The sequence below is a fragment of the Sphaerisporangium melleum genome, from assembly GCF_014646695.1.
Taxonomy (GTDB): Bacteria; Actinomycetota; Actinomycetes; order Streptosporangiales; family Streptosporangiaceae; genus Sphaerisporangium; species Sphaerisporangium melleum.
This window is the reverse complement of record NZ_BMNT01000029.1, coordinates 33640-46356: the sequence shown is the minus strand read 5'-3', so window position 1 is coordinate 46356 and position 12717 is coordinate 33640. Positions and strand designations below refer to the sequence as shown.

General features: G+C 70.9%; 16 protein-coding genes and 1 pseudogene. 10 read left to right on the top strand and 7 right to left on the bottom strand.

Features of this window, described 5'->3' with window-relative positions; translation table 11 throughout:
- Positions 1 to 13: 13 nt before the first annotated feature.
- The 6 genes from IEY93_RS24560 (at position 14) to IEY93_RS24530 (ending at position 3654) form a co-directional block, all read left to right on the top strand.
- Positions 14 to 265 (top strand): acyl carrier protein, encoded by a 252-nt coding sequence (locus tag IEY93_RS24560; RefSeq protein ID WP_189165475.1) that lies wholly within the window; start codon positions 14 to 16, stop codon positions 263 to 265.
- 18 nt (positions 266 to 283) lie between these two features.
- Entirely contained in the window at positions 284 to 754 is a 471-nt protein-coding gene (locus IEY93_RS24555; RefSeq protein ID WP_189165474.1) for an SRPBCC family protein, read from the top strand.
- A gap of 70 nt (positions 755 to 824) precedes the next feature.
- Positions 825 to 1460: an antibiotic biosynthesis monooxygenase family protein gene (locus IEY93_RS38570; protein ID WP_203968592.1), complete on the top strand. Its 636-nt coding sequence runs from the start codon at positions 825 to 827 to the stop codon at positions 1458 to 1460.
- A 107-nt stretch (positions 1461 to 1567) separates the two neighbouring features.
- Entirely contained in the window at positions 1568 to 1948 is a 381-nt protein-coding gene (locus tag IEY93_RS24540) for a SchA/CurD-like domain-containing protein (RefSeq protein WP_189165473.1), read from the top strand.
- Positions 1949 to 2075: 127 nt separating this feature from the next.
- Positions 2076 to 2639, top strand: coding sequence for a MarR family transcriptional regulator (locus tag IEY93_RS24535; RefSeq protein WP_189165472.1), 564 nt, complete (start codon positions 2076 to 2078; stop codon positions 2637 to 2639).
- A 28-nt stretch (positions 2640 to 2667) separates the two neighbouring features.
- Positions 2668 to 3654: a tyrosine-type recombinase/integrase gene (locus IEY93_RS24530; protein ID WP_189165471.1), complete on the top strand. Its 987-nt coding sequence runs from the start codon at positions 2668 to 2670 to the stop codon at positions 3652 to 3654.
- A 41-nt stretch (positions 3655 to 3695) separates the two neighbouring features.
- Here the strand turns inward: IEY93_RS24530 and IEY93_RS24525 are convergent, their stop codons facing one another.
- The 4 genes from IEY93_RS24525 to IEY93_RS24510 all read right to left on the bottom strand — a co-directional run bounded on the left by IEY93_RS24525 (position 3696) and on the right by IEY93_RS24510 (position 6481).
- Positions 3696 to 3905, bottom strand: coding sequence for a hypothetical protein (locus IEY93_RS24525; protein WP_189165470.1), 210 nt, complete (start codon positions 3903 to 3905; stop codon positions 3696 to 3698).
- Positions 3906 to 3974: 69 nt separating this feature from the next.
- Positions 3975 to 4550, bottom strand: coding sequence for a GNAT family N-acetyltransferase (locus tag IEY93_RS24520; RefSeq protein ID WP_189165469.1), 576 nt, complete (start codon positions 4548 to 4550; stop codon positions 3975 to 3977).
- A 116-nt stretch (positions 4551 to 4666) separates the two neighbouring features.
- Positions 4667 to 5065, bottom strand: coding sequence for a recombinase family protein (locus IEY93_RS24515; RefSeq protein ID WP_189165468.1), 399 nt, complete (start codon positions 5063 to 5065; stop codon positions 4667 to 4669).
- 516 nt (positions 5066 to 5581) lie between these two features.
- Positions 5582 to 6481: a helix-turn-helix transcriptional regulator gene (locus tag IEY93_RS24510; RefSeq protein WP_189165467.1), complete on the bottom strand. Its 900-nt coding sequence runs from the start codon at positions 6479 to 6481 to the stop codon at positions 5582 to 5584.
- A 248-nt stretch (positions 6482 to 6729) separates the two neighbouring features.
- Between IEY93_RS24510 and IEY93_RS24505 the strand changes: the two genes are divergently transcribed.
- A complete protein-coding gene (locus IEY93_RS24505) occupies positions 6730 to 7428 on the top strand; it encodes an SDR family oxidoreductase (protein WP_189165466.1) in 699 nt (232 codons plus the stop codon).
- A 163-nt stretch (positions 7429 to 7591) separates the two neighbouring features.
- Entirely contained in the window at positions 7592 to 7963 is a 372-nt protein-coding gene (locus IEY93_RS24500) for a beta/gamma crystallin domain-containing protein (RefSeq protein WP_111699642.1), read from the top strand.
- A gap of 127 nt (positions 7964 to 8090) precedes the next feature.
- Here the strand turns inward: IEY93_RS24500 and IEY93_RS24495 are convergent, their stop codons facing one another.
- The 3 genes and pseudogenes from IEY93_RS24495 to IEY93_RS39795 all read right to left on the bottom strand — a co-directional run.
- Positions 8091 to 8270: a hypothetical protein gene (locus IEY93_RS24495; protein WP_189165465.1), complete on the bottom strand. Its 180-nt coding sequence runs from the start codon at positions 8268 to 8270 to the stop codon at positions 8091 to 8093.
- A gap of 58 nt (positions 8271 to 8328) precedes the next feature.
- The gene (locus IEY93_RS39800) at positions 8329 to 8673 is read right to left on the bottom strand and encodes a Tn3 family transposase (protein ID WP_372444500.1); all 345 of its coding nucleotides are present in this window, start codon (positions 8671 to 8673) and stop codon (positions 8329 to 8331) included.
- Between the two features lie 73 nt (positions 8674 to 8746).
- A pseudogene (locus IEY93_RS39795) lies at positions 8747 to 8998 on the bottom strand (Tn3 family transposase); the annotation flags it as partial.
- A 1124-nt stretch (positions 8999 to 10122) separates the two neighbouring features.
- Between IEY93_RS39795 and IEY93_RS24485 the strand changes: the two are divergent.
- The gene (locus tag IEY93_RS24485; protein ID WP_189165463.1) at positions 10123 to 10785 is read left to right on the top strand and encodes a lysophospholipid acyltransferase family protein; all 663 of its coding nucleotides are present in this window, start codon (positions 10123 to 10125) and stop codon (positions 10783 to 10785) included.
- Positions 10786 to 10999: 214 nt separating this feature from the next.
- A complete protein-coding gene (locus IEY93_RS24480; protein WP_189165462.1) occupies positions 11000 to 12637 on the top strand; it encodes a penicillin-binding transpeptidase domain-containing protein in 1638 nt (545 codons plus the stop codon).
- Positions 12638 to 12717: the final 80 nt, after the last annotated feature.

Sequence of the window (12717 nt, the reverse complement as noted above, 5' to 3'; positions counted from 1 at the left end):
AACGGAGAACGACATGACGACCTTCACCCTCGACGACATGAGACGCATCATGGGCGGCTGCGCCGGAGTCCCCGAAAGCCTCGACCTCGCCGACGACATCGGGGAGATCCCCTTCACCGACCTCGGATACGACTCACTCGCCGTCTTGGAGATGGCCGCCCGCATCCAGCAGGAACTCGGCGTACGCATCCCCGACGACGCCGTCGACGAGATGAAGACCCCGCAGGCGGCCGTCGACTACGTCAACCGCCGGCTCGCGGCCTGAACCAGGAGGAACCCATCCATGGCAGGACACACCGACAACGAGATCATCATCGCCGGCCCCATGGACCTGGTGTGGGACATGACCAACGACGTGGAGTCATGGCCCACCCTGTTCAGCGAGTACGCCGCCACCGACATCCTCGAACGACGCGGCCCCACCGTCCGCTTCCGGCTCACCATGCACCCCGACGCCGACGGCAACCAGTGGAGCTGGGTCTCCGAACGCACCCCCGACCCGGCCACCCGCACCGTCCGCGCCCACCGCGTCGAACCCGGCTGGTTCAAGTACATGAACCTCTTCTGGGAGTACACCCAGGTCCCCGACGCCGTACGCATGCGATGGGTCCAGGACTTCGAGATGCGCCCCGACGCCCCCGTCAGCGACAAGCAGATGACCAAACGACTCAACGACAACACCGTGATCCAGATGAACCGCATCAGGCAACTGGTCGAGGAGGCCGCCGAACGGCAGTCACCCACCCCCGCCTGACCCCCGCCCACTCCCCCACCACGGCACCGGAAAGCACCACACACGACACAGAGAAAAGAGAACAGTGGGCATGAAGCACGACGACAGCGTCTACCGCGTCATGGTCAGAATGCGCATCCACCCCGGCATGGAACGCGACTTCGAAAGAACCTGGCGCGAGATCGCCGCCACCATCGCCCGCCATCCCGCCAACCGCGGCCAGTCCATGGCCAAGAGCCCCACCGAGGACGGCGTCTACTACGTCACCAGCGACTGGGAGAACGAGGAACGGTTCCACGAGTTCGAGCACAGCCCCGAACACGCCGCCAACCGCATGCGCCTGGACCCCTACCGCGACCCGGCCGGCACCTCGATGACCCCCATGCTCGTCTCCACCCGCCTGGACGAACGACCCGCCCAGCAGCCCGGCCGCGTCCGCGTCGCCCTCTACCTCAACGAACCCGAGTCCGACAAGGGCTCCATCGAGACGGCCTACCACCAGATCAGCACCACCCTGGCCGGACGCCCCGGACTACGCGGAAACGAACTGCTGCGCTCCCTGCGCGACCCCCGCCGCTACGCCGTGCTCAGCGAGTGGGACGACCTGCCCGCCTACCGCGAGTGGGAACGCAGTCCCGAGCACCTGCCCACCACCTCCCCGCTCGCCCGCTACCACGACAAGAACCTCGGCATCTTCGGCTCCTACCAGGTCGTGGCCGCCTACTGACCCACCCGCCGGTCCCGGGCCACGGCACCACACCGGCCCGGGACCGGCCCCGCACCCGGTGCCGACCGGCACCGCCACACCCATCAGCCCCACCACGGAGGTATCCGATGCCCTACGCCGCCATCACATTCCGCGTCAAACCCGGACATGAGGACGAGCTGACCAAGGTATTCGCCGACTCCCCACCGCTGGAGTCCCCCATCATCACCGACGAACACGGCACAGAGACCGGACGGCTGATCGGAACCGCCGTCTTCGTCAAGGACGACGTACTGGTCCGGGTGATCCACTACGAGGGCGACTTCGCGGGCATCGCCCGCCACCTGGCCGCCCAGCCGCACGTCCACACCATCGAGAAGGGCATCGTGCCCTTCCTCGCCGACCCGCGCGACACCGCGACCCCCGACGGCTTCGCCGCCTTCTTCCGCAACGCCGTGATGCGCTGCGTCACCCAGTCCTCCGGCCAGACGCAAGCCGCGCCGCTGTGAGGCCGGCCACGGCGGGCGGGCCGGCCACCCGGCCCCCCGCCGGCCGCCCCAGGCCGGGAGCGCCCCGTCCGCCCCGGCGACCCGGCGCCGCCCCGGACCCGCCGCCGCGAACGGAAGCGAGCACGCCATGTCCCACGACGACCGCGCCCAGCGCACCGACCGCGTCGACGTCCTGGAGGCGGTCGGACGCGAGACCGACCGCCTGCTCGCCCAGGCCGACCATCTGGTGCACGCCCTCGCGGCCCGCTCGGGCCTGGACGCGCCACGCTTCCGCTGCCTGGTCCTGCTGCGGCACCAGGGACCGCTGACGCTCCGGCGACTGGCCGCGCTGGCCGGTCTGCCCGAGCCGGAGGCCGCCCGGGTGGTCGCCCGCCTGGAGTGCGACGGCCAGGTGCGGCTCGGCACCGACTCCGGCGACCCGTTCCCACCGGCCGGCGGGCCGGGCGACGCGACGCCGTGGCACCCCCCGCGCGGCCGCCCCGGGCGGGGCAGGCCGGTCGTCCACCCGCATCCCGCCGCCGTGCGCGCCGTACTGGAGCCGGCTCTGCGCGAACTGCGCGAGGCGTGGGCACCGCGCGCCGGCGGCAGATGCGACGACTTGGCGCTGGTGGCCGGGCTGGTGGCACGTGGGCGACGGTTGTCCGATCTGGCGGAGGTGTTGAACGAACCGGCCACGCCCTTTACATTGTAGATTCTTAATCGACCGCTAAGATCGGCGCGTGGACGTACCCGCCGTACCGGGCGGCCCCGCCGCCGTCACACCCGCGGGCGATCCCTACGTGGTCTACCTCGGCGCCCTCACCAGCGCCGAGTCGCGGCGCACCATGCGCGGCTGCCTCGACAGGGTCGCCCGCGTCATCACCGGCGACCCCGCCGCCACCGGCGCGGGCCAGCCCTGGCACCTGCTGCGCTACGAGCACACCGTGCGCATCCGGGCCATCCTCGCCGAGCAGGGATGGTCGCCCGCCTACCTCAACAAGCATCTGGTCGCGCTGCGGCGGGTGCTCCGCGAGGCCTGGCGGCTCGGGCAGATGAGCGCCGAGGACTACCACCGCGCCGCCGACCTGCCCACCATGGCGCACACCCGGCTGCCCGCCGGCCAGCACGTCCCCCCCGAGGTGGCCGGCGCCGCGCTGGCCGCCTGCGACGGCGACCCCTCCCCCGCCGGAGCCCGCGACGGAGCGCTGCTGGCCGTCCTGTACTCCACCGGCTGCCGGCGCGCCGAGGTCGCCGGGCTCGCCCTGGCCGACTACGACAGCGCCGCCCGCTCGCTACGGGTGCGCGGCAAGCGCGACAAGGAACGCCTGGTCTATCTCACCAGCGAGGCCGTCGCACGCGCCGAGGCATGGCTCACCGTGCGCGGCCACGAGCCCGGAGCGCTGTTCTGCCCGATCAACAAGGCCGGGCGGCTGCGCGCCCCCGGCGGACGCCCCGCCCCGATGACCGGGCAGGCCATCGCCGACATCGTCTCCCGCCGCCTGGCCGCGGCCGGCGCCGCCCGGCGCACTCCGCACGACTTCCGGCGCACCTTCATCGGGGAACTGCTGGACGCCGGGGTCGATCTCGCCACCACCCAGGCGCTGGTCGGTCACGCCTCACCGGTCACCACCGCACGCTACGACCGCCGGCCCGAAGCCCGCCGCCGCGAGGCCGTCGACCGGCTGCGCATGCCCGATGCCCGCCCGCTACGCCCCGGCTCCCCCTGACCGGCGGCGCCGGCGGTGCACGATGGGACGCGCGGGGCCGCCTACGCCCGTACGCCCTCCAGGCGGGCCACGACGCGGGCCAGCAGGTCGCGGATCTCGATCTGACCGGCCTTCAACTCGGCGACGTCATCGGCGACGCGGTTGAGCTTCAGCTGCATCCCGGCCTGGGTGTTCTTGATCACTGCGATGTCGCCTCTGATCTCAGTGATGCCGCCCTCGACGGTGGTGACGCGTTCCTCGATGTAAGCCATGGGTCAAGCGTGCCGCAAGATCTCCGAGGCGTCCGCTACTTCACGTGACTTTCCGGCTTCTCTCCGGAGTCATTGCGGCCGGTCCGCAATCGCCGTATGGCGGCGGGCGCGCCAGGTGGCGGCGTCCAGGCGATACAGCACGTGCCGGCGCAGCGGGCTGCCCTCGGGCAGCACCGGGTGGTCGAAGTCGTCGGCCGGGTCGCGGGTCATGCCCAGGCGCCGCATCACCGCCGCCGACCGCAGGTTGGTCGTCGCGGTCAGCGAGACGACCTCGCCCAGCCCCGCCGGCCCGAAGGCGTGGTCCAGACTCGCCGTCGCCGCCTCGGTCGCGTAGCCGTGGCCCCAGGCCAAGCGGCGCAGCCGCCAGCCGACCTCCACCGCCGGGGTGAAGTGGGCCTCGAAGTTCGGCACCGCCAGGCCGGTGAAGCCGATGAACTCGCCGCTCGCCTTCACCTCAACCGCCCACAGCCCGAAGCCGTACCGCTCGAGGCCGGCGACGCACCGCTCGGCCAAGGCGTCGCTCTGCTCCCGAGTCAGCAGGGCGGGGAAGTGCTCCATCACCCCGGGGTCGGCGTTCAACTCGGCGAAGGGGGCGAGATCCGCCGGGGTCCAGCGCCGCAGGAGGAGTCGTCCGGTCTCCAGCATGGCCCCATTCTGCCCCAAGATGGGGTGCCGCTAAGAACCGTGTCATGAGCCCCAAACGAGCCCGAGGTAGCGGATCAGTACGGCCAGGGGCTGGTGAGCCCGGCGAAGCGGCGTGGTTAGTTGCCGGGCGTCCTCTGCTGTTGAGCAGCTGTGATGCGGGTGGCGTACACCCGGTAGGCCTTGCGTTCGGCCGGCCCGGCGCCCTCGGCGGCGAGGGCTGCGCTCTGTTGCAGCGCGGCGTGGTGGAGTTCGAGCGGCATGGTGAGGCGGATGGAGTAGCCCTTGCCACGGCGGATGATCCGCCCCCAGATGAGCGCCTGGCGGATGGTGTCGCCGACTGCGGCCTCGTGCAGCAGCTTGGTGAACCCCACCCGGTCCAGGGAGAGCTGGCGGCTGGAGGTGGCGGGGTCGTCGTAGACGGGGGTGCCGGAGGCGATCAGCGCGGCCAGGGCGTGCCGCTGGCGGGCGTCGGTCTGCTTGTCGGTGGAGTGCCGCAGGTAGACGCGGTCGGCCATGCCCGATCAGGTTCCTTCCCCGCAGGTGGCCCGGGAGGTGTCCGGCGGGCTCTGATGGCCACTTTAGGGGGCGAAAAGGAGGGGCGGAAGTGAAGATCGGATCTGATTGGATCGGCGCCCGGTTTCGGCAGGTCGGGCGCTGGGTTCTGATTGGATCGAGTGAGGGGGCGTAGTCGGTCGATTGCGCCCCCGCTCGCCATCGGCTTGGCACGGCGGGGATCACGCTCTCGTCGTGCCGCCCCCTGGGAGATCGTTTCTCGAAGCACACCTGGACCTCGATGATGACAGGCGTCGCCGTGGCTATCTGGGGTTGTTCGCATCTTTTCGCAGGGCAGGGAGATGTGATCTTGCCAGGCACGTAAAGGCACGTTGGCTGGCATGCTGGCATGCTGGGGTGAACGCGTGTTCAGGTCGTGGTGATGTTCGTTCAATGCCTGTCCGCGGGGCCCGGTCAGCGCAGCGGCTCGCCGTAGCTATAGGTGCCCGAGCTGCAGGCCGTGAGCAAGTCGGCGCGCTTCAACGCGGCTGGCTGGTGGGGTGTGCCGGCTGGGTGGCTGCCAGGCTGGTCAGGAGCTTGAGCCGCTCTTCGGAGGCGCTGCCCGGTTCCGCGGTGTAAATGGTGAGGTCGTACACTGTTCGGCTGGAGATGGGCAGGTCAAGGGACTGGTAGGTCAGCTCCAGGTCGCCGACCTGCGGGTGCCGCAGCCGCTTGCCGCCGGCGTGGCGGATGCGCACGTCGTGGGCGGCCCACTGGCCGCGGAACGCGGTGCTGAGCGTGGACAGCTCGCCGACGAGGTCGCGTAGCGCCCGGTCGTGGGGCTCGCGTCCGGCCTCGGCGCGCAGCAGCGCGGCGCTGACGGCGGTGGCCGCGTCCCAGTCGACGAAGAACCGCTGGGAGCCCGGGTCGAGGAAGACGTAGCGTGCGAGGTTGGCGCGGCCGTGCCGTGTGCTGGCAGGGCCGTCGAAGACCGGCGCGAGCAGGGCCCGAGCCAGCGCATTGTGGGCGACGATGTCCTGGCGGCCGTTGCGTGCGAACGCCGCCGACATCGTCATGGAGTCCAGCAGCCACTGGACGCGCGGCGGGACCTGGACGTCCTTGCAGCGCGAAGGTGCGCGGCGGGCGGGCCGGGCGGCCTGGGCCAGGTCGAACAAGTAGGTGCGTTCGTCCTGGTCCAGGCGAAGGGCCTGGGCGACCGCGTCGAGCACCTCTTCCGATACGCCGCTGATGTGGCCCTTCTCCAGCCGGGTGTACCACTCGGTACTCACACCGGCCAGCACCGCGACCTCCTCGCGGCGCAGCCCGGGGACCCGGCGCCGACCGCCGGTGGGCAGCCCGACCTGCTCCGGAGTGAGCTTCGCGCGCCGGATGGCGAGGAAATCCCGGATCTGGTCGCGGTTGTCGGCCCGGTCGTCCATACCCCCACGGTAACCGCAGGGTTCGCGCAGGCGCCGACGGTAAGGGGGCTGAGCTTATCCCCCCTATAAACGCGCTCTGCCTCGCGCCCGGCCAGGCGGGTTTCCTGGGATCAGCGAATCGAACGCGACCTGCGACACGGAGATGGACCCTGTCCGACCAGCTTTTGTCGTGGTGATCGGGCCGCCCACCACCGTCGACGCCCTCCTGTGATGCACCACCAGGACCTCCAGCACCCGGGAGTATGACCATGACCGGCAAGGCCGTACTGATCACCGGCGCGACCAGCGGCATCGGCGCCCACACCGCACGACTGCTCCTCGACCGCGGCCACCGCGTGGCCGTCACCGGCCGCGACGAGACCAAACTCAAGTCCTTCCTCAACGAGACCGGCCACCCCGACCGCCTGCTCGGCATCATCGCCGACGCCGCCGACTGGCCGGCCACCCACGCCGCCGTGACCCGCACCGTGGCACACTTCGGCGCCCTGCACGCCGCAGTGGCCAACGCCGGCTTCATCCCCGCCGACCATCCGCGCACCATCGCCGACGGCGACCCGGACCTGTGGGCGCCCATGGTCCTCACCAACGTCCTCGGCCCCGCCCTGCTGGCCCACGCCGCCCTCCCCCACCTCGAGACCACGGGCGGACGGCTGGTGCTCATCGGCAGCGTCGCCGGCCTGAAGAACAGCCCCGCCAACCTCTACTCCGCCACCAAATGGGCCATCACCGGCATGGCCGAGAACCTGCGCATGTACGCCACCAGCCGCGGCATCGGCGTCACCCTCGTCAACCCCGGCATGACCGACACCGCCTTCTGGCAAGGCGGCGTCCCGCCCTTCGCCCTGTCCCCCGAGCCCGTCGCCAAGGCCATCTGCTTCGCCCTCGACCAGCCGGCCGACGTCGACCTCAACACCCTGACCATCCGGCCGGTTGGCCAGCCCGTCTGAGGCAGATCTGACGCCCTGTGGCATCGCAGCCGGTCGTGAGCCGTGATGTTCGCATCGGAAGCGAGACAGCCACCCCGGCAGGCGGCCAGAGATCTCCTGGTCACGCCTGCGGATAGTCCGGCTCCAGTTCCACCGCATGAATCTCACTGCAAAGGAGAAGTCCATGAAACGCATCACCAAACGCGCGGCCCTGGCCACTCTGGCGTCCGTCGCGGTGACGGCCTCACTCGCCGTCGCCCTCCCGACGGCGGCGTACGCGATCAATGAGGTCCCGTGCGGCGACCGGACCGACCTCGTGCGCGCCACAATCCACGCAACCGGCGGCTCGTCAGCCGACTACTGCTACGCCAACGGCGGAACGGATATGTACGTCCAGGATGTCTGGTGGGTCACCCGGATCTCAACCGGTAACAACCGCGTCCAGTGGTACGGGGACGGAAGGTGGCAGCCGGCTCAGCCGATCCCGAAGTGGACCGTGTTCACCTGGCCGAACCATCCCGGTGGGGTCCGCATCCAAGGGATCAGGATCGTCTGAACTGCCAGCGATATCGGGGCGGCGGTCCTGCCCGATCGCCGCTCCGGCCGGCAAGGCCCCGGGGCACAGCCCCGGGAAGGCCGGGCTCCCACATTGAGGTCGCGAGTTCGCGTCACCGCCACTGACATCAACGCGGACGAAACCAGCGTGTCCCAGGTCGGGGTGCGGCCGGCGTCTGATCCTTGCCGGTCAGCCAGATCGCGTAAGCGATGTCCTCGCCGAACTTCCACACCAGGTCGCGGCGGATGTCGGCGAGGTCGGGGTCGCTGTCGGTGGGCCGGGAGGGCTTGCGTCGCCACCAGTTCATGGTGTCGATGCTGGCATCCGCCCGGCCCGGGACGGGCCGTCTTCTGTCGATCTCGGCGTTACTGGGAGGCAGGCGCCCGCCCGGTCTGCTCCTGCCCGCCGAGCGGCAGGCGCTTGGCCACATCCAGCCGCACCTCACCGTAGGGCTGGACGTGCTGCCAGAACAAGGGCGTCAGGCCGCGCCGGTCGGCGGGCTTGAGCAGCTTGACCCACTCGGGGTCGGCCAGGACGTCTTGCAGCATCAGGGTGTTGATGTAGACGAGAGCGGCCTGCAGGATGCGCAGGCACAGCACGGTCATCTCCAGTTCCTCGCGCCGGTTGGTGGCGATGTCGCCGCCCTTCCCGTAGAGGATGACCGAGTTGGCGCCGTTGGAGGCCTCCACCACGTTCAGCCCTTCCTGGATCTCGCGCTGGAGTTCGCGCAGGCGCAGGTAGCGGGCGACGAAAACACAGCGCGGTGTCGCGGGCGGTGAAGGTCGCGTTCGCGATGGCGATCGCGATGTCCGCGGCGACCTGCGGGGTCAGGTAGCGACGCCGCACATAGCGGATGTCGTCCTCGCTGTGGGCGTGCCCGCCGGCGGCGACCGCCCGGATCCCGGTGTTGGTGCCGTACCCGAAGATCGCCAGCATCAGCCGCTCGGCCAACACCTCCGGCGCCAGGCTAGAGGTGCCCGCCACCGAGGTGACTGCGTTCAGGCAGCCGGTGCGCAGCACCGCCTCCTTGAGCATGTCGATCAGCGGCACCGAACCCCAGCGGCGTCCCACCTCGTTCTTGATCTTGCGTAGGTTCCGCGGCTCCTCCGCCGGGCCGATCTTCGTCAGCTTGATCGCACCGGACCTGCGGTCCTTGATCTCCACCCAGTCCAGCGTGGGCAGCGCGGTGTCCAGCGCCTCCAGCTCGGCGCGCATCTCGGCTTTCAACTCGGCGATGAACACCGCCGGGTCCAGCGGCTTGCGCAGCTCGGCGTAGTTGGTCACGCGACGGGCGGCGAAATCGGCGGGCAGGTCCTCCTCCGGGTCGCGGAAGGAGCCCGCGCCGACCACCCAGATCTCCTTGCACCGCAGTGCCTCGCGCAGCGCCTGGAAGGTGACGATCTCGTACACCATCCGCACCACCCGCCGGCGGCCGCGCTTGTCGCGCTTGAACACCAGGTCCTCCCAGGCCCCGGCGGTGCCGCGATGCTCAGGCACCCGCTCGCCGCGCGGGTAGTAGGTGGTGCTGCCCGCCTTGGCATACCGCTTGACCAGCTCCAACGCCTCGATCACCGGCTGGTAGGCGGTGTTGTTGCTCTTGAACTCCAAGGTGTCCAGCAACGCGATCAACCCGCGCCGGTAGTGGTTGGTGTAGGAGGCGCGCAGCGTGGTCTGCACCGTGGTGCGGTAGGCCGGGCCCTTGGTCTTGAACTCGTACACCAAGTCCTTCAGCGTCTGCGCACCACCGGTCACCGCCGGGAAGCTACCGGCACCCCAAGATCTTCCGATGCCGGGGCGGAGAAGGACGTCCGCGCAGGTGGGAGCGGGTTCGCGGTTACGCGGGCGGCGCCGGTGGGCGCGCCGGGGGCTCGGCCGCGGGACGACGACCCCCGCGAGTGAGATATCGTCGAGGAGCCGATGTGGTTTGTGTCCCCCGGGCCGCAATTACCGCCTTCACGGAATACCGTTCGGCTGGAGCCGTGTTGTGCAACTCGCCGAGGAGGCGACCGCCACATCGGCCTAAACGTCAGCGCCCCGCAAGCCCGGCTTGCGGGGCGCTTCGTTGTACACCGATGTAACACTTTGTGGGCGGCCGTAACACATGGTTGCCCATCGGAACCGTATGGTGGGCCTTGGCCGTCCGCACATCGGGAGTGTCCGTGCTGTATCGCCTCACCAAGATCATCAGCAGCCCTTTTCTGCGCGTGCTGTGGCGCCCCAAGGTGGTCGGAGCGCACCACGTCCCGGCCTCGGGGCCCGCGATCCTCGCGTCCAACCACCTGTCCATCGTGGACTCGGTGTTCCTGCCGCTGATGCTGCCGCGGCAGGTGACCTTCGTGGCCAAGGCCGAGTACTTCACCGGCAACCGGCTGATGGCCATGTTCATGCGCGGCACCGGGCAGGTGGCCATCGACCGGCAGAGCGCCGCGGCCGCCCAGCAGATGCTCGACGCGGCCGTGCAGGTGCTCAAGGCGGGAGAGTTGTTCGGCATCTACCCCGAGGGCACCCGCTCCCCCGACGGCAGGCTGTACCGCGGGAAGGTCGGGGTGGCCTGGCTCGCGCTCACCACCGGGGCGCCGGTCATCCCGGTCGCCATGGTCAACACCGAGCGGGTGCTGCCGCCCGGGGCGTCGGTGCCGCGCATCGCCAAGATCGGCGTACGCATCGGAGAGCCGATGACCTTCCAGGGCGACGCGGCGCGGGCCAGGGACCGGCGGGCGGTGACCGACGAGGTGATGGCCGCCATCCAGCGGCTGTCCGGCCAGGAGTACGTACCCGCCTACGCCGCCGGCCGCAAGGAGCAGGCCCAGCGGGCCGCCTGACGCATCCCCCACTTCCACCCCCCGGCACGCACCGGGCCGCCCACGCGCATCGCGGCCGGGCTCCGCAGGTACCGCTCCGGTCTTCGCCGTTGCAGGCCCTGGTCCGCCCGGCGACCGCACCCGCCGGAGGGGAGCCCGGCTCGGCGGAAGGGGCGAGCCCTGTCGGCGGGCCGCGCTAGGCTCGTGGCGACGTCCAGACACCGGGGGGTAAGGCGTGCCGCGAGGCCGTACGATCGCGATCACCTCCGCCGTGACCGTGCTGGCGGTGGGGGCCGCCGCGGGCGGCGCCTACTACGTGCTGCACACCAGGGGCAGCGCCGAGCAGACCGCGAGCCACTTCGCCGCGGCATGGTCGCGCGGCGACCTCGCCGCCATGAAGGCCGATCTCACCGGTCCCGCACCGGGGTTCGACGCCGCCTACGCCGAGCCGGTCCGGCAGCTCGGGGCCGAGAAGGTCGCCATCCGGCTGGGCACGGTCACCCCCGCCGGCGACGATCGCGCCAAGGCCGCCTACACCGCGACGATGACCCTCAAGGACGTCGGCGCGTGGACCTACACCGGCTCGCTGGACCTGGTGGTCAAGGACCACCACTGGAAGGTCGCCTGGACGCCGGCGGCGGTGCACCCCGCGCTCACCGCCGGGTCCCACCTCGCTCTGAAGACCACCTGGCCGCAGCGGGCGGCGATCGAGGACGCCTCCGGGGGGCGCATCGACACCGGCGAGGCCGGCGGGTCGGTCCAGCAACTGGTGGGCTACCTGGACAAGGCCACCGCCAAGGACGTCACCCGGCTCGGCTCGGCCTACCGGCCCAGCGATCCCGTGGGCCGCGGCGGCCTGCAGGAGACCTTCCAGAAGCGACTGGCCGGAACGCCCACCAGCGCGATCGTCGTCACGGACGCCTCGGGCAAGAAGTCCCTGCGGACGCTGCAGACGTTCGAGGGCTCCCCGGGCTCCCCGGTGCGCACCAGCCTGGACCCGGCCGTGCAGCGGGCGGCCGTCGAGGCCGTGCGCGACCTGTCCAAGCCCGCCTCGCTGGTGGCGGTGCGCCCGTCCACCGGGGAGATCCTGGCCGTGGTCAACAACCGCGGCGGGTTCAACCGCGCCCTTGATGGGCGCTACCCTCCCGGCTCGACCTTCAAGACGATCACGGCCGCCGGGCTGCTCGCCGAGGGCCTCACCCCGGATAGCAAGGTGACCTGCCCCAAGACGGCCAACGTCGGCGGCCTGTCGATCCGCAACTCCGACCACGAGGCGTTCGGCTCGCTCAGCTTCCTGGACTCCTACGCCCACTCCTGCAACACGACCTTCGCCCCGCTGGCCGCCCAGCATCTGGGCGGCGGCAAGCTGCGGGAGATCGCCACCAAGATGGGGTTCAACCAGCCGCTGTCGATCGGCGTTCCGGCGGCCAAGGCCAGCCTGCCCGAGCCGGCCGGCGACGCCGAGCTGGCCGCGGAGTCCTTCGGCCAGGCGCGTATCACCGCCAGCCCGCTGGTGATCGCGACGGTGGCCGCCGCGGTCGCCGACGGCACCTGGCGCCCGCCGACCCTGGTGCCCTCGATCAAGCAGAAGGTCCAGCCCCAGCCGCTGCCGGAGACGGTGGTGCCGCAATTGCGGTCGATGATGGCGGCCGTGGTGACCAAGGGCACCGCCGCGCGTGCCGGCCTTCCCAAGGGCACGGCGGGCAAGACGGGCACCGCGGAGTTCGGCACCGGCCCCGAGCTCGACTCCCACGCGTGGTTCATGGGCTACCGCGGCGATGTTGCCTTCGCCGTGGTGGTCGAAGGTGGTGGCATGGGCGGCAAGGTGGCCGCGCCGGCCGCCGCCCGTTTCCTGCGCGCCCTGCCCGGCTGACAGTGAGGACGTGACCGAGCGTCTGCCGTCCAGGTGTCATGCACCGATTGACCTCGCCGTGCAGGACGCGGCCGACCTGC

Coding starts and splice junctions, on each gene's coding strand:
- IEY93_RS24520 (WP_189165469.1), bottom strand. CDS start 4,550: ATGCTGGAGACCGGACGACTCCTCCTGCGGCGCTGGACCCCGGCGGAT.
- IEY93_RS24510 (WP_189165467.1), bottom strand. CDS start 6,481: ATGGACGACCGGGCCGACAACCGCGACCAGATCCGGGATTTCCTCGCC.
- IEY93_RS24505 (WP_189165466.1), top strand. CDS start 6,730: ATGACCGGCAAGGCCGTACTGATCACCGGCGCGACCAGCGGCATCGGC.
- IEY93_RS24540 (WP_189165473.1), top strand. CDS start 1,568: ATGCCCTACGCCGCCATCACATTCCGCGTCAAACCCGGACATGAGGAC.
- IEY93_RS24555 (WP_189165474.1), top strand. CDS start 284: ATGGCAGGACACACCGACAACGAGATCATCATCGCCGGCCCCATGGAC.
- IEY93_RS24500 (WP_111699642.1), top strand. CDS start 7,592: ATGAAACGCATCACCAAACGCGCGGCCCTGGCCACTCTGGCGTCCGTC.
- IEY93_RS38570 (WP_203968592.1), top strand. CDS start 825: ATGAAGCACGACGACAGCGTCTACCGCGTCATGGTCAGAATGCGCATC.
- IEY93_RS24525 (WP_189165470.1), bottom strand. CDS start 3,905: ATGGCTTACATCGAGGAACGCGTCACCACCGTCGAGGGCGGCATCACT.
- IEY93_RS24535 (WP_189165472.1), top strand. CDS start 2,076: ATGTCCCACGACGACCGCGCCCAGCGCACCGACCGCGTCGACGTCCTG.
- IEY93_RS24560 (WP_189165475.1), top strand. CDS start 14: ATGACGACCTTCACCCTCGACGACATGAGACGCATCATGGGCGGCTGC.
- IEY93_RS24495 (WP_189165465.1), bottom strand. CDS start 8,270: ATGAACTGGTGGCGACGCAAGCCCTCCCGGCCCACCGACAGCGACCCC.
- IEY93_RS24515 (WP_189165468.1), bottom strand. CDS start 5,065: ATGGCCGACCGCGTCTACCTGCGGCACTCCACCGACAAGCAGACCGAC.